Annotated in this window: 7 protein-coding genes; all 7 read right to left on the reverse strand. The window is 60.9% G+C overall.

Annotation, left to right across the window (positions count from 1 at the left end; all coding sequences use genetic code 11):
- The coding region (locus VF436_RS12295; RefSeq protein WP_330904320.1) for an amino acid adenylation domain-containing protein at positions 1 to 4246 on the reverse strand (4246 nt) is incomplete at its 3' end.
- Between the two features lie 83 nt (positions 4247 to 4329).
- Positions 4330 to 4545, reverse strand: coding sequence for an MbtH family protein (locus VF436_RS12300; protein ID WP_330904321.1), 216 nt, complete (start codon positions 4543 to 4545; stop codon positions 4330 to 4332).
- Positions 4535 to 5725 (reverse strand): pyridoxal phosphate-dependent aminotransferase, encoded by a 1191-nt coding sequence (locus tag VF436_RS12305; protein ID WP_330904322.1) that lies wholly within the window; start codon positions 5723 to 5725, stop codon positions 4535 to 4537. Before VF436_RS12305 ends, VF436_RS12300 begins: the two co-directional genes overlap by 11 nt.
- A 56-nt stretch (positions 5726 to 5781) precedes the next feature.
- Complete coding sequence (gene gntB, locus VF436_RS12310; protein ID WP_330904323.1) at positions 5782 to 6789, reverse strand: guanitoxin biosynthesis L-arginine gamma (S) hydroxylase; 1008 nt, start codon at positions 6787 to 6789, stop codon at positions 5782 to 5784.
- A gap of 792 nt (positions 6790 to 7581) precedes the next feature.
- On the reverse strand, positions 7582 to 13065 hold the full coding sequence (locus tag VF436_RS12315) for a beta strand repeat-containing protein (RefSeq protein ID WP_330904324.1): 5484 nt from the start codon (positions 13063 to 13065) through the stop codon (positions 7582 to 7584).
- Positions 13066 to 13084: 19 nt separating this feature from the next.
- Positions 13085 to 14782, reverse strand: a complete 1698-nt coding sequence (locus tag VF436_RS12320; RefSeq protein WP_330904325.1) for a ShlB/FhaC/HecB family hemolysin secretion/activation protein — start codon at positions 14780 to 14782, stop codon at positions 13085 to 13087.
- Positions 14779 to 16911 (reverse strand): CHAT domain-containing protein, encoded by a 2133-nt coding sequence (locus VF436_RS12325; protein WP_330904326.1) that lies wholly within the window; start codon positions 16909 to 16911, stop codon positions 14779 to 14781. Before VF436_RS12325 ends, VF436_RS12320 begins: the two co-directional genes overlap by 4 nt.
- Positions 16912 to 17073 lie beyond the last annotated feature (162 nt).

Here is a 17073-nt window from a genome sequence, read left to right on the forward strand (position 1 = left end):
TACCCTTGCTGCGGGCGATGTAGGCACGCTCCAGGTCACGCCACAGCGGCAACAGCGACCAGCCATCGGCGGCGATATGGTGGATCACCACGACCAGCACATGTTCGTCTGCGTCCAGTCGCAGCAGGCTGCCGATGATGGGGATGTCCCGGTCGAGCTGGAATGCGTGGCTGCCGATGCGGCGAATCGTGTCATTAAGCTCTTGGGGATGGCAGGTCTCAAGATGCAGACGCAAGCCAGCCTGCTCGACGGGAAGCACTCGCTGCGAGGTGACGGTAGATGCTTCCTGGAAAAGGGTGCGCAGGCTTTCATGTCGCTCGACCAGATCGGCCAACGCCAGTTCCAGTGCGTGAGTGTCCAGCTCGCCGCGCAGTCTTACCGCAAATGGCACGTTATACGTAGCACTGGAGCCTTCCAGGCGATGCAGGAACCACAGGCGGTTCTGTGCGTACGAAAGCGGCAATGCGTCCGGTCGGGGCATCGCACGCAGCGCGGGGCGAGCCTGCTGTGCGTGGTCCAGTCGCTGTGCCAGCGTGGCGACGGTTGGCGATTGGAATACGTCGCGTATGGCCAGTTCGGCGCCAAAGCTCGCGCGGATCTGGCTGACCAGGCGCGTGGCGAGCAACGAGTGACCCCCCAGGTCGAAGAAGCTGTCATCGATGCTGACGAAAGGAAGCCCGAGTACCGTGCAGAAAATGCCGGCGATGATGTGTTCCTGCGCGCTGCGTGGTGTGCGTCCGCCATGGGAGGTGAATTCCGGTGGCGGCAGCAGGCGTTGGTCGAGCTTGCCATTGGGCGTGAGTGGCAGGCGGTCGAGCATGACGATGGCGCTGGGCACCATATAGTCGGGTAGTTGCCTGGCCAGTGCATGCCGCAGCGATTCGCCGAACTTGCCAGCGAGGCGCCGCGAGTGCAGTCGATTGGCCATGCGTGATGTGGGTGTCTGCACCTGGAATCCATCGCAAGGCTGGATATGCCGCTGATCGACGATTCGGGCGACCAGCAGGTCGTAACGGCCAGCATCCATGTTGTCGGTCGGTACGAGCCAGTGGCGATATCCGGGTAGCGCATCGGCCGTTACGACCAGGGCGGCAAGGGGATCGTCGGTGGCGTCATCGAGTGCAGCCTTGGCCATGGCAAGCGTGCCGCGCTGTTCGAGTGCCTGCAGTGCGGCGATCTCGCCCGATAGCCGGCGATATGGCAGGCCGGTCACACGCATGAGGCTTTCATCGACAAGATCGAGCTGTTCGACCAGTGCATCGATGGAATCCATGCGGCTGGTCCAGGTAATGGTTCGCGCCTGCGCGAATGAGGTCAGCTCGCTGCCATCCAGATGCAGCACCACGTCATAGCGGTGTCGCGTCAGTTCGTTCGAAGCCCGGCCGCGCTTGAGCTGGATATCCGTGGTGCGAATCTGCGGGAATTTTTCGCCAATGCCATGGAAAAAGCGCGGATCGACCAGCAATTCTTCCTCGAAGTAGCGATTGCGCTCGATGCGGCCAAGCATGTCATCGGCTGGCACGTCATCGGATGCCCGGGTGATCTCGATGCTTGAGCAGAACAGGCGATGCCTGCTCAGGTTGCGCACATCGCCGATGAAGAACCGCCCGCCGGGAGCGAGCAGGCGGCAGGCCACGGCGATCACCTGCTCAAGATAGGCTTCGTTGGGAAAGTACATCGACACGGAGTTCATCACGATGGTGTCGAAGTAACCCAATGGCAGGTCACCGGCCTGGTTGGCCTCCTGCACACGCAGGTTGACCTTGCCATCCAGGTCCGATCGCGATTTCAGGCGATGCGTGCAGTAGGTGATCACGTCGGTGGACAGGTCGGTGCCCCAGTATTCCTGGCAGGCCGACGCGACGTGCTGAAGGATCAGGCCGTCACCCACGCCGATTTCCAACAGGCGCCGCGGCTTCAATTCCAGGATGCGCTGGCAGGTCTGGGCCTGCCATTCACGCATTTCTTCAGTTGGCAGGGGTTCGCCGCTATAGCTGCTGTCCCAGCCCCAGAACTCGTCCTGTTCGCGGTAATCCACCGGTTCTACATACAGGCGCTCGTTCAGGGTGTCCCAACTGGCAACTACATCTTCGTCGGCCTCCGGCGCCCAGGCATGCTCGCCAGCGACGACATAGCCGACCAGGCGCTTGAAGCCGTCGCGATCGCCTCGCGCGACCACCACGGCGTCCTCGACGCCCTGCTGCGCCACCAGGGCGGCGGCGACTTCGCCTGGTTCCACGCGAAAGCCACGCACCTTCACTTGCTGGTCCGAGCGTCCGGCGATTTCCACTACGCCGCGATGATTCCAGCGGGCAATATCGCCCGTCCGATACATGCGCTCGCCGTCGGGGCCGAACGGGCAGGCGACAAATCGTTCGGCGGTCAATCCAGTTCGATCAAGATAGCCGCGAGCCAGGCCTGCTCCAGCGATGTAGAGCTCGCCGGGCACTCCTGGTGGCGCCAGACGAAGATATTCGTCCAGGATGTAGATGCGTGTGTTGGCGATGGGGCGTCCGATGGGTACATGGCCCCAGGGTGTGTCCGGCTCGGCGAATACGTCATACACCGTGCTGGAAACCGTCGCCTCGGTGGGACCATAGTCGTTGACCAGTCGCGTGGCCGGTACGCTGTCCTTGAGTATGGCCGCGGCCGATGCACTGAGTGCTTCGCCGCCCGTGGCCAATACCTCGGCGAGGAAACCGATGCGATCACGCGGGATACGCGAGAGCAGGTAGCTCAGGTGGCTGGGCGTGCTGTTGAGAAAACCTGCGCGCCGGGCATCCTGGACGTTATCCAGCAACAGGTCCACCGCGCCCGCATCCCGGGAAAACTCGACCGTGGCGCCGGACCATAACGGCAGCAGGATACTGAGGATGAAGCCGTCGAAAGACAGCGATGTGGCCACTGGACACAGTGAGCCTGGCGCGATGCGGTAGAAGCGGACCGCCCATTGCAGATAGGCATGGAGGGAACGCTGCTCCAGGCCGACCCCCTTGGGACGGCCGGTGGAACCGGACGTGTAGATGATGAAGGTCAGGCGTGCATCACGTTCCACGCGGCTCGATGGCGCCGGGGCAAAGCGCTCGGTGGCATGCGCGGCAAGCTCTTGCAACGAGGCCTGGTCATCCAGGCACAGCGCAGGTATCGACGGTGCCAGTGCGTCGAACAGGGATGCATGGGTCAGCAGGCAGGCTGGCCTGGCATCGTCCATCATGTGCTTGAGCCGATGGGCGGGATATTCAGGATCCAGCGGCAAATATGCCGCACCCATTTTCAACGTGGCCAGTAACGCGATCACCGCGTCCAGCGAGCGCGGCAACGCCACGGCGATCCGATGCTCGGCGCCGAGGCCGCGCGAGGCGAGCAGCGATGCCAACTGGTTGGCGCGATCATTCAAGGTGGCATAGTCCAGCCGTGCGTCGCCCATGACGACGGCGGCGGCATCCGGCGTGAGTGCGGCCACTTGCTCGAACGATTCGGCAAGCGTCATATCAGGCAAGGCGAGGTCGTTGGTGTTCCAGTCGATCATCACGCGCTCGCGTTCGCTCGCAGTAAGCAGATCCAGCTGCCATGTCGGGCGCTGGTGCTCCGTGGCACATCGATCCAGGACACATTGCAGCCGCTGCGCTATCGCTTCGATACTCGCCGGATCAAACAGGTTGGCGTCGTAGTCGATGCCTCCTTCCAGGCACCCATCCTGGCGTGTCTCGAAACGGAATATCAGCTCGAAATACTGGTCCGTGAATCGCGCATCGCCGATCTGAAGCAGCACCTGCGCGAGCGAGCGGTCATCAGGGTACGTATCGGTCAACAAGGCTTCCGTGAGCGCCCCCAATCGCAAGTCGCCACCCGTGGTGACGGCTGCCCTGTCCCATTGCACGGCATGGGCGGCCAACTGGGCGAACGTTGCCGACGCAATCGGTGGGAACCGTATCAGGCGACCCCCTCCCTCCTGGTCGATACCAAGCACGATGTCCTGGCCGGCCCCTGACGCCGATAGCGTCACGGCCAATGCCGCGCTCACCACTTGCGACAGGGCTGCGTGCAACATCGGAAGCTGACCGAGCCACGTCCCATCGAGCGCCACCGCAAACCAGCCACGCACGCCATCATGGCTTAGTGTGCGTGGGCGGTCCGTCGGCAAAGGCATGGCTTCGGGCATACCAAGCAATGATTCGCGCCAATACTGCACATGCCGTTGTTCGGGCGTCGGCGAAAGCGAAGCGAGCGGTTCGTGCTTGGTCATTATGCGGTCTCGGTGTTCATGGAAACCCTTCGTGCGGTGACGTCACGCAGGGCTGAGCGCCTTGGGGCGTGGACGAAGCGATCTCAGTGCGCGGCCATCGCGCGTACCAGGCTTGCCGGGCGCATGTCCTGCCACTGCTCTTCGATATGAGTCAGGCAGGCCTGCCGGCTATCCGGTCCGAAACGGACTTCCCAGCCCGCCGGGACGTCGGCGAACTGCGGCCACAGCGAGTACTGGCCTTCGTCATTGCGCAAGGCCAGGAACATGGCATCGTTGTTTTCAAATGGATTAGTCTGCATGGACGGATTCCTTGGTATGGATGTCGCGCAAGGCGATGTGATCGGCGCGATGACGAAGCAGCAACTGCTCCAATGCCTGGCATGCCTGGTCGAATAAATCGCTATCGATGCCAAGTCGCATGCGTGCAAAGCCCGGGAGTTCGAAGCTCTCTCCAGGCAGGATCAGTACGCCGGTCTCGTCAAGCAAGCGTTGTGCGAAGGCAAATGTGTCGCCGACGGTGGGCAGTCCAATGAAGGCCGTGCTGCCGGCATCTGGCCGGTAAAGCGTCAGTGTGTCGGGACAGCGTGCCTGGGTCTGTTCCAGGCGGCCGAGGTTGGCGTGAATCTGCGCGACGGTGGCGGACAGGTGATGTTCGCGTTGCTCAAGCAAGATGGTGGCAATGCGATCGCTGAGGGGCGAGATCGTGTGCGTGACCAGCAGCTTGAAATGGTGATAACGCGCGATAAGCTCGGGCTCAGCAATGATCCAGCCCACGCGAAGCCCGGTGCAGCCAAAGCACTTGCCGAGTGAGCCGAAGGTCACCACGTTGGGGCGCAGACCGATAGCCGATGTCACCCACAGGTCTGTGGGACTGCCCGGCAAGTAGCGATAGTGCTCATCGACCACGACCACGGCACCGACATCGGCTGCCGTATCGGCAATGGCCATGACGTCCTGTGCTCGATACACCATGCCAGTCGGGTTATGCGGACTGTTGAGCAGCACGAAGCTGGTGTCTTCGTCGATGGCTGCGATCACCTCGGCCGCTGGCAGGCGGAAATCCCGCGACGGTACGAGCGGGACCTCGCGCACTGCCATGCCGAACATCTTCGGTACGTCCATCAGCGCATGAAACGCCGGTACGGGAATGACCATGTTGGCGCCAGGCCGGTTGTGCGCGGCGCTCAGTGCGACGATGGCCTCGGATACCCCGGCGGTCACCAGGATCTGATCGGGATCGACACCGGGATACGTCGACGCAATCGCCTCGCGCAGGCGTTGTGAGCCCCAGGTGCTGTTGTTGCCCAGGGACGTGTCGCCGAGTGTCGCCAGCTCGGATGCGGGTGTTATTGCTTGCGCCAGATCAAGATCCGTGACGTGGCTTTCGCCCAGGTTGATGCGGACTTTGTGATCGTTTTCGACCAGCCACGTATCCATGATGTTGGTGTTGAGGCCAAGGTCGGTCGGTGAGGCAGCCATCGAAGACTCCGTGTTTCGGCTAAGGACGTGCAGTTGGGTTTCTGGCACGTGCGGATTCAGGTGGCGCAGCGTCGATAAAGCATGGCCACTACCGAGGGTGCGCCGTTGCGCGATGCGAAGATGCCGCCGCACTGTGCATCCCATTGGCGATATTCGGGGTCGCGCAGCAGGATCTGGTGCAGTTCGGCCATGCGCCAGAACGGCACGCGCGGGCGCAGATGATGGGCCAGGTGATAGTTCTCGCCGTGCATGCCCGTAAGAGCCAGTTCCAGCCAATGGCTGTGGCGATTTCGAGTCATGTGCAAGTCCACGCCGTTGTGCATCAACGGCCCATGTTCAGCCAGTTCGATGAACCAGCCGATGATCTGGAATGAAGTCAGGAACGGCACCAGCCAGAAGAGCAGCAACGGCACCAGCAGTCCTGCGTACCACGACACCGCGACGATCAGGCCCCAATAGGCAATCAACACGAAGTTGTCCAGGCGCTCGACGCGATTGGAGGCACTGAAGCTTCGCGCCTTCACCAGGTAGATCAGGTAGCTGAGCACATTGCCAAGCAGCAACGGGCGCAAGATCAGCTCAATCAGTACCTGTCGACGATTTTCGAGCGAATAAATGCCCTTGCCGAACATGTACCGATAGTCATGATCATGGTCGCGATCACCAAATCGGCCGTGGTGCCCGGAAACATGGGAGCGGCGATAGGCGCTCAAGGTGGAAAAGATCAGATAACCACTGAAAAACGTGCCCAATAATCGAGAAAGGGTCCTGCTTTGGGTAAGGGTGCTATGGGCAGCCTCGTGAACGATCGTTGCCAATGCGCGCTGGCGTGAGCCAATGACAATCACCGCAAGGGGATAAAGAACCCAGCCCGCTGCATAACAGGCAGCTATGGAGAGGCCGATAATCAAGAAGTCCTGTAGAACAGCCAGGGGGCCATGCCAGTTATCCAATTGGCACAGTGCATTGGCCTGGGCTGTGATATCACTTGAGAAGCGGTGCTTGCGAAAGCCGGAGCTCATTTTCCAAGGCCTCGAAGGCGAATTCGATGGCTGAATGAGCATGCATAGGTAGTGGATGCGAAAAATTCAAGGAAATGTCTGTATTTCAATGATTTGATGGTTATTTGTGGCGGATTTTGCGCACACTCAAACCTGCGGTTTGACCGCAACCACTGCTTATTCATGGCACAGAACTCCGTAACTACCGATGGCACACGACTACGCTGGCGCCAGGCGTCCAGGGTTGCGCGCAATAGGGGTAAATCAACGAATTACGTCTGTAAAATCGCGGCCAAGGCTAAAGTTCGCCCTGGGGACTGTCAACCCCGTAATTCGAGAAGCATAAGCTTATAGCTTGCGTAACAAGTTGCGATGATTGCCATGATTATCGTCGTGACTGAAACGAGTTGTATCGAAAAGTGAAATGTATACAGGTGACTTCGGCATAGGATTGGGATATCGGTCGCTTGACTGATGGCATGGATTGTTACAGCCGATACTTTCTTTATACGTTGTATTGACAATGATGAATGGGATTTTCCAGTAATTGACGATATTGGCACATTTGAGAATTGTGATCAGGTGCCGATTTTTAAATCAGGGTTGATAGAGAAATAAAAAAATCAATGCATGTGCATTGCACCATGCTTGATTTTTCGATCAGTTCGCAAAACGCGCATAGATGTGAATGCGCGAGCAAGCTTCGCGCAAGATTAAGCGGCGCCCTTGAGTTGTGCGGATTTCGCAAGGACCCTTTCTGGGACCTCGAAAGCCTTCATCTGGCCGTCGTCCCGGCAAAAGCCGGGACGTATGTGGCGGTGATGGAGAGGCAGATATTGGATTCCAGCGCTGGAATCAGAAGTCGCCGCAACTGTTCTTCTGCTTGGTGGAGACGCAATTGGCCAGGTTTGGCCGTGATCGCACGCGCGACCACTGGCGGGCCAGTACGTCACCATTTTGTTCGCGACCGTCGGCGGTGAGGTCTGTTGCTGGGCATAGGCCGACCATGCCGAAGTTGCGATCGTACAGGTAGGTGACCGGCGTATTTTCAATCAGGTCGAATGCGTAGGTCTGCATCGGCGGCATGATTGCCAGGGCGGTAAGGTCGCCAGGGGCCTGTACGAAGACATAGTTCTGCGCGAACAATCCCTGGCCAAAGATCGCGTAGCGACCTGTTGGCGAGTTCGAATCCGCCGGAGATACAAACTGCAATGTTCCTGTGGTGGCGGTGTCGAGCGTATCGCCATTACGAAAACCGGTCACCGTGCCGCTGAGGGTGCCATTGGGCGTGCCTACTGTGCGCTGCTTCGAATCGGCGATATAGGTAAGCGTCGCCGGCGTGACCGTGAGTGTTCCAGGATTGATGGTCACCTGGTAACCAGCAGGCGATGTGAAGTTGCCGCCTAGCTGGTAGTTGCCGACATGGCTTGCCTGGGTGGCATCGGTCAAGGTGGCGCCGGCAAGCACACTGTTTGCCTGATCACCCAATACCAGGCCGTTCACGGTGTACTGGATCGTGTCGTTGGCTGCGCCATATTCGCGGGTGCTGTTGGCGATATCGACGGTGATGGTCGGCCGGGCGGTGTAGATGAACTGGTTGCCGGTACTGGATGGTGTGACCAGGCAGGCGCCGCCATAGGTGCAACCGTAGATGTTCGGCAGGTTGCCGCTGCCGGCCAGTCCATTGCGGTCCTCTCCCACCCAACTGCTGCCCCAGACCTGCCAGCGTCCGCTGGCTATCAGGTTGCCGCCGTTGTTGTCGAAGATGCCGCTGCTGGCAAGGACGATCGTGTGGCCGACGACATCGGCGCCCAGGTGCATGTCACCGTTGACCGCTTGCACCAGAACATCGGTGGCGCGGATGCCTGATCCGGCAAGCGCTGTGGCGGTACCAGAGGTCGCGCTGAAGCCGTTGGCGCTGACGTTGCCGATGCCTACCGTGCCGGCATTGACGACACGGAAGTCGCCGTTCGACGAGCCTGCCACCGTATCGGCCGATATGGCGTTGCCCGGGTCAGTCAGATCGACGTTGCCCGTTGTCGATTGCGCCAGCAATGAACCGGCTGTCAGTGGCGCCGACTGGGTGATGTTGCCTTGGCTGATCAGCCCCAGTGTATGCGCGGCGACATTGACTGCGCCGTTTATGGTGATGTCACCGCCGGAGCCGTTTTCCAGCGTGAGATCGTGATCATAAGCGACGGGGCCCGTGACGGTAATGTCGCCACGATGGATGTCGCTACCGATGACCAGGGTGCCCGCATCGATATGGCCAAGATCGGTGGCGCCCACGGCGAAGCCGTTGCCGTTGCCGATCAGGATGGCGGTGTTCGGTGACTCGGTGATATTGCCAGCGGCATCCACGCCGCCGGGACGCAGATCCACCGCGCCCGTACCGGAGATATCGCCGTTGATGACCAGCGCATCACCATTGCCATTGTTACTGGAAAGTATCGCCAGATTGCCGCTGCCGGCCTGGATGATCGTGCCGCCGTCGATGGCCACGCCAGCCGCCGTACCGATAGTCGACTGGCCGGCGATGAGGGTATTGCCACGGGTGTTACTGATATTCACATCCGTACCCAATTCCACGCCGGTGTTGATCAGCGCCTTCGTCGCGTCACCCTCCGCACGCCCGGCGATGCTCAGGTTTCCGCTTTGAGTGCTGATATCCACGCCGCCCTGGACCGTGCGGATAGGGCCCCCATTCACGTCCAATGGATTCAGGCCGCCGATGCGTACACCCAATTTCGGAGCGGCATCGTTGGTGGTCAGGCTGGTGCCGTTGAAGGTGATATTGCCCGACGTCGTCGTGATCGTGGTGCGTACCAGCGCATCGTCCACGATCATTCCAGACAGGCCGATACCTGCGTCGTCACCCAGGGTAACCACGCCGGTCATGGCAATGTTGCCGGTGGATGTCTGGATGGACGTGCCGCTGATGTCGATGCCAGTCTCTGCAATGATGCTGTTGTTGGCCAGGCCACGCAGCATCACGTTGCCGCCCGCGCCAGCATCACTCTGGCCCACGCGTGTGTCGATGCTGCCGTCCCAGAAATGGATGCCTTCCTGGCTGCCATTGGCAAATCCATTGACCGGATCGCTCTGCCCATACATCAGTACGTTGCCGCCATTGGTCAGCAGGTTCATGCCGACCAGATCGATATAGCCGGCCCAGGCGGCTGCATCGGTCGGGCCGCCGTCACCGGATTCGACATGGCCACCGTTATCGGCGTTGGCATTGAAGATGATATTCAAGGGGCCTGCACCCTTGGAAACGATGGTGCCACCGGGAATGTTCAGGCCAGTGGAAGGGTCCGTCGCGCTGGTAATCGTGCCCGCGGCGTTGACCTGGAACGTGACGGGTGTGGTGCCGGCGGTGCGCTCGATGTCGACCTGATTGAAGGTGACATTGCCGGAATCGGCAAACGCCGGGTTGGCGCGATGGCTGGTGATCGTGACGTTGGTGCCTGCGTTGAGCGCCTGGCTGATGTCACTGTCCTGGATGATGCTATCGGTGCTCGGTGCGAATGGATTGGTCGGCAGGGAGCCGGTCGCCGCGCCGTGAACGATGGTGATGTCCTGCGGGTCGATTGTCCAACTACCAGCGTTGCCGCCATGGCTATTGGCGCTGATACGCAGTCCCGTCAGATCCACGCCGCTTCCTGAGGTTTCGATCGCACCACCGTTGCCGCTCATGCCGCCACCATTGGCGGCCAGCGAACCGTAGGCGTAGAGCCCCTGGTTGCCGAGCAGCACGATATTGCCGCCGTCACCGTTCGCGCCATTGGCACTCGCGCTGAGGGTGACGGTGGCATCCATGGCGCCGACGTTGGCGGCCTGAATATGGATCTGACCTCCCTGGATGCCATCGGCCAGTACCTGGGTGTTCGTGCCAAGCAGCAGGTTATTCGCCTCAATCTCGAGATTGCCGCCGTTGCCATCTATGGCGCTTACCGAGAGGTCTCCATGGTCCAGGTAAAGATCGCCATTGACCTTCAGTGTCACCGAGCCACCGGCCGCCTCGACCGTCGGGTCGAATTCGGGATGCGAAAGCGGGCCGCCCGTGGCCGCTGCGATGTCGGTCATGCGAATACCCGCAACAGGACTTGCCGCGTTGCCATCGGCATCCGTACCCGTGCCGGCTGAGCCGGCGGTGCCTGCAAGTATCAGCATCTGTCCGCTGCCAGCCTGCAAGGTCGCGCCGACGATGTCGATGCCGTCGCTAGGTGCCTGGTACAGGCCATTTTCCTTGGCATATGCCAGTGGTGCGGCGAGGTCGGCGCCTTGGCCGATTACCGATAGCGCGCCACCGGCAAGTACCTGCGATGCGCCTATAATCTCCACGCCTGCATGTACATCATCGACGACAGCGTTGTCGTCGGCTGCGGCATTGCCGCTGACGCCGGTGATCGCAATCGAACCCTGGCTGGACTGCACCATCGAGGGTGTGCCGAGTCGGCCAAATTCAATACGCGCATCGAGGTAGTCGCGAACCTGCACTCCCGCACCTCCTGTGCCCCCGATGCCGTCGAATGAAATGTTGCCTGCACCGCTGGTCAGTTTGCTGCCGGCGACGACGACACCCTGTCCAGGTTCGATGCCCTCGCCATTGAGTGTCGTGGCCTGGCCGCGGAGTATGATGTTGCCGGCGCCGGTATCGATGTTGGAATAGTTCAGGGTGACACCATTGTTCGTATCGATTTCGAAGCTCGCCGGATTGCCTGGGCTATCGATGATCGAATACGTAACGGCCCCGACGGCGCGGCCATTGAGCGGATCGCCCTGACCATAAAGCCTGACATCGCCACCGTTGCTCCGGATGGTGGCACCCGATATCTGGATCACGCCACCGCTTTCGATCGCTTCGTCGCTGACGATCTGTCCGAAGTCCTGCGTTGGCTCGGTCAGGCCATGGCTGTCTGCATCCAGGTCCAAGCCGAGCGCGGCGCTGCTGGAGCGGATGCTTACGCCTGTATTCCTGCCAGGTTGCAGCACGATATTACGATTGGCCTGGAATGTAAGCTGCGCATCGCCGCCGTTATTCTTGGCGATCTGTGCATCGGCAAAGTAAACCTCGTTGCCGTTGACATCCGTAGTCCCCGAGTCGCCACCGGCCATCAACCAGATCGAGCCATCATAGACGCCGCTGCTGTCCCGGCTGCCTGGATTGCCCTGGGCATTGATGGTCACGTTCGTACCGTGGCCGAGCGTATCGCCCAGGACGCTATCCTGTAGCAGCGTGTAGTTCTGAAGCGTGGCGTCGCCACTCTCCTGGATGAGCGTATCTTTTCCTGATACCAGTATGCTGGCCTGTGAATCGATGGTCAGGTTGCCATTGGCCGCGCCATTGCCGCCAGCGTTGAAGCTGGCGCCGTCGCTGACGACAACGTGATTACCTTGCACTGAGATGTCGCCGCCAGCCACGCCCTGGCTTACTGCACGGGTGTCGTTGCTGCCGGTGATCTGGACGGTGCTGTTGACGGAGTTACCCAGTTCGATCACGCCGCCACGCTCGGTCATCGAGCGGGCCTGTACGACACCTTGCTGGTTCACTACGCCAAGGCCTGCCGTCAGGGTAAGCGTGTCCGTGCTCAAGTTAACCTTGCCACCGTCAGCCTGCATGTTGCCGCTTGCACTGTTGGTGATGTTGTTGCCATAGGTAAAGGGGGTATTGATGGTCAACTGGGTCAGACCATCGCCACCGATATCCAACGTAACCTGCGAGCCGCCACCGACGGCAATCGTGCCGCCTGGAGCGCTGATCGTTCCGCTGTTGTTGACCGTGCCGCTGAGCAAGGCCACGGTCCCCGCTTGGCTCGCCGTGATCTGGCCAGCATTTTCGACGGTGCTGGGACTGCCGTTGAATACGAAGTGTCCGGTGCTCAATCCTGTTTCGAAATCGCTGTCACTGATATTCAGCGTCGAGGCGACCAGGCCACCCACGTTGACCTGGGCACCCTGACCGAACATCACGCCAGCCGTATTGACCACGAATACGCGGCCGTTTGCGCTCAGCATGCCGTTGATCTGCGACGTGCTACCACCCGTGACACGATTGAGTACGACGCTGGTGACACCCGGTTGCTGGAAGTCCACGTGATAGCCAGCGGCGATGTCGAAGCCGTTCCACTCGATGATGGCGCCGTTGGAGCGCTGCTTCACCGTCATCGTATTGCCGCTGGTGGCCGGTGTGTCGACCGAGCCATATTTGAGCGAAAATCCGGTCGGAAGGTTTTGAGCCCATGCGGCGGGCGTCAATGCCAGTGCGACGGCCATCGCCAGCGGGCGGCGCAAGCGAACGGGAAAGGTGCGATGTGAACGTGGATGCATGGTCATCATGGCGGCTCCGGCATACGGCTCAGAAGAATTTCTGCAACTGGAAGAACACTCGCGGCTTCTTGTCGCCACCACTGGTGACCGCGCGATCAGTAGTGCGCCACGCCAGGGTCAGGTCGATCGTGAAACTGCCCGGACGCGACCAGTTCAATCCAAGGCCCGGACCGCGCAGCGCACGAATGGGACGATCTCCGTGCAATGCCGGCGGCGGCCTGTTCAACCAGCCGCGTGATGCGTCATAGAACACGTATGGCGTGATGTCCGGCGTCAGCTCATAGCGGTATTCGAGGTTGGCCACCAGGCCGCGATCGGCGAGCACTTCGCCTTGCGGATAGGCGCGCACCGCGTCATGGCCACCCAGCGAGAGTTGCTCGGAGGCATCGAGATTGCGATTGCTCCATTGCCCACCAAGGCCGACGAACAGCGTTTGCTTGGTGCCCAGTGCCTGCAAGCGGGAGACCTGGAAGGTCAGCTTTGTGAAGTCGCCATCGGTATGGTTGCCGTAGGGGCTCTGGTCGTAGGCACGGTTCGCCGGGTCTTCGATCTTCAGGTGACCACGATAGATCGTGCCGTTGCTGTTGACATAGCCGCCACCGCCAAAACTGTCGCGATGCTCCCAGGCCCAACCGGCACCCACGCCATTGACCTGCTTGTGCGAGTTGTAATCGACGGCCCGGAGCCGGTCGGTCAGTTCCTTGTGATCGAGCAGGAGGCGAATGAAGAAGTTCTGGTCACGCTGGCGGATGGCCGGAATGGTCAGCGACGCATCGTAGATGCGCGACAGGCCAATGGCGTCCAGCGGCTCGAAGGCGCCGCCCAGGCTGTAACTGACCTCCGATACGCCCACACCCGCGCGTACGCCGTCATGGCCCAGTGGCGCTTCATAGGACAATCGGCCAAACGCCGTGCCGCCATGCTCGGAAACCAGGGCGCGCGCGTCCAGGTTGTCACCGTATCCCAGGGGGCTGTTCCAGCGTAGTGAGCCACCCAGGCGCATGGTGCCGGCTTCCCGCGTGCCGTAATCATCAAGTCCGATGGATGCGCTGACCGGTGCCGCGCGAGCGATTTTCACGGTCAGGTCGGTGGTGCCTGCCTCGGCGCCCGACGTCAGTGCCGATTGCGCCTTGATGCCTGGCACGTCGGAGAGCAGCAACATGGTCCGCTCGTATGTCTTGCCATTGAGCGCCTGTCCTGGAACCAGCGCGGCCAGCATGGCGCGTACTCGTGCCTGGCTGATCGGTGCCTTGGGATCCACGTCCAGTTTGATCTGGCCCAGGCGTCCCTCCACCACACTCACTTCCACGACGCCATCTTTTACCGTTTGTACCGGCACCAGAGCTGTCGCGAAGATATAGCCTGCCGCGCGATACGCCTGGGTGACCTGGATTGCCAGATCATTGAGATCGCTCAACGTCACAGGCTTGCCGATATGCGGTGCCGCCAATGTCTGCAATCGATCCTCGGGCAACGCACTCACGCCGCTGAACACGACCCGGGTCAATACGAAACGGGTTTGCGGCGCGGTGACCGCCGGCTGAGCTGGCAGTTGCTGAGGCTGTGGCAGCGGTGCGGCCTGGGAATTCTGGGCGGGCAGCGTGGGTGTTGCCTGTGACTGCAATCCTTGGGTGCCGGTTTGGGCCAGGGCCGGCAGTGTCATCAGGCCCAGGGCGGTGGCGAGCGGCAGACGTCGCAATCCCCGCGTGCTGTCAATGCGGCTCATGGGCGATCTCCCACAGTCAGTCGCCAGTCGCCAATCACATCGAAGGGCGCCCAGAAGAATGGATGGTCCATGTCTTTGCTGTGCAGCACGGCGAGCTGCGCTTGCTGCATGGCGGTCTGCACGTCGCGCCCCTTGGCCAGTTCGCCATAAAGCGTGGACATCAGTAGCTTGGTCGAGTCGTCAGATACCGGCCACAGCGACACGATCAGCCCAGAGGTGCCGGCGGCCAGGAAGGAGCGTGTGAACCCCAGCACCTCATCACCGTTGGCGACACGGCCAAGCCCCGATTCGCAAGCCGACAAGGTGACCAGGGAGACTTTGTCCAGGTTCAAGCCAAGGACTTCGTGGGCTTCCAGGAAGTTCACCTTGCCGTTTTCATTGGCCAGCAACACGCGTGAATACAACGGATCGATAGTGTCGGCCTGGGCATGTGCGGCAACGTGGATCAGCGAGGTCCTGCCAGCATTGGCCTCGAAGCGGCTTTTGGTGGCCTGGTCATGCAGGAACAGCTGAGTGCCGGGAAAGGCATCCGCCAGTGCTTTGACTTCGGCCTCGGAGCCGGGCAGGGCATATTGAGGTGCCACGTCCGGATTGCCGAAGGCGGTCAGCGATCCATGCATGGTTGTGCCACGGTCGATCAATTGCAGTGCGATGCTGATCGATGGGGTAATCGAAACTGGATGCTGCTCGATCAGATAGTGATCGCCTGTCTTCAGTGCCTGGAAGGGCAGGTAATGCAGAGGGCCATGCGGTACCACGATCAATCGTGTGCCGTCGGGCAGATCCAGCGGCTTGACCAGCAGGTCGCCAAATTGTGCGGCCGCGGCAACGGCGCTGCGCTTGCCGGCGATAATCGAATTGCGGAATGCGTCGACCAGCCGAATCAGGTCCTTGCGCGCGATCGGATAGCTTTGCTCGCGCAGTCCATCGTGGCTGACCGTCCAGACGATCAGCCTGTCGGGCAGATCGTGAAATTCGATAACCCGTTCATCCGGATGCAATTGTTGTTGTACTTGTGCCACGGGCACGATGCCGGCCGATGTTGCCGGGAGCTTGGCGCGATCGCGCACCTCGTCGAGCAGGGCGCGTGCGCGACTGCGCTCGGACAGGTCGAAGGCTTGTGCGCTCTGGCCCATCTGGGAGTAAAGATCGATCGCGCGCTCGAATACCCGCTGCACATCCGAGAACAGGCCGATCTTGAATTCCTCGCTATGGAACTGCGCACGCACCTGGTCAAGACCACTCAGCGCCTGCGACCAGGTCGCGGCGGCCTGTACCTTGTCGCCCATGGCCAACTGGCTCTCGGCGATGCCATTCTGCGCCCAGAATCGCTGGTAGCCGGCATCGTCACCGACGGCTTCGCTGGCCATCTGGCGATAGAGCGCCAATGCATCGGCGGGTTTTTTTTCGGCAAGCAGCAACCGGGCTTCGGTACGTTTGCGCTGCGGCAGCAGCGCAGGATCGAGCGTTGCCACGTCCACGCCATCCAGTTGCTGGCGTGCTGCCACGGTATCGCCCTGGCTGATCAGCGCATTGGTCAGCGAGAGCTGCACCAGGGGGCGGTAATGATCGGAACTTCCGGCCAGCGCGAGCTGGTAGCTGGCAATGGCTTGTGCATAGTCGCCATGGTGCGCAGCTGCGTCACCCAGCACTTTCTGTGATGGCCCGACGATGGGGGCAGGGTCTTTCACCGGATGGCTGAGTGCAACATGCGCAAAAGCCGTGGCTTTTTCATAGTCGCCGCCGTAGCCATACACGATAGCCAGATCACGGTAGGCGCGCGCAAGTAGTTCCTCATCCTTGCTTTGCTGAGCCAGGTACAACGCCTGGCTGGCAGCACGAACACTTTGTCGAAGCTCGCCTTTTTCCGATAACGCGACCGCTTGGCTGCAATATTCGTAGCCATCCATCTTCAGGGCGCTATTGCCGTAGAGCAGTGCGCCGTCGGCACTCAAGGCCAAGGCCGTATCGGCATCCTCCATACGAGCCTGGGCGCTGCGCGCGCTGGTGGTATCGATGGCGGCCGGATCATGTTCGTGCAATGCCGGAAGATCCTGCCCGGTTGCGTTGCCGGTGAGGGCAGTTGCCAGCGTCATCGCCAGCAGGGCCCGGTAGATCGTTGCTTGCACTGGGACTTCCTCCTTGCAACGTTGGTGGCCGCATCGCGCGGCCGTCCGTCAAAGGCAGGCAGTCTAGGCAGGCGACGCGGCGTGGCCTATTTGCAGGAGGACATAGCTCGTTCGGTGGAGCGTAGATCACGTCCCGAGCGAGAGCGTCGGTAGGCGACCTGG

Source organism: Dyella sp. (genome assembly GCF_036384435.1).
Classification (GTDB): Bacteria; Pseudomonadota; Gammaproteobacteria; order Xanthomonadales; family Rhodanobacteraceae; genus GSA-30.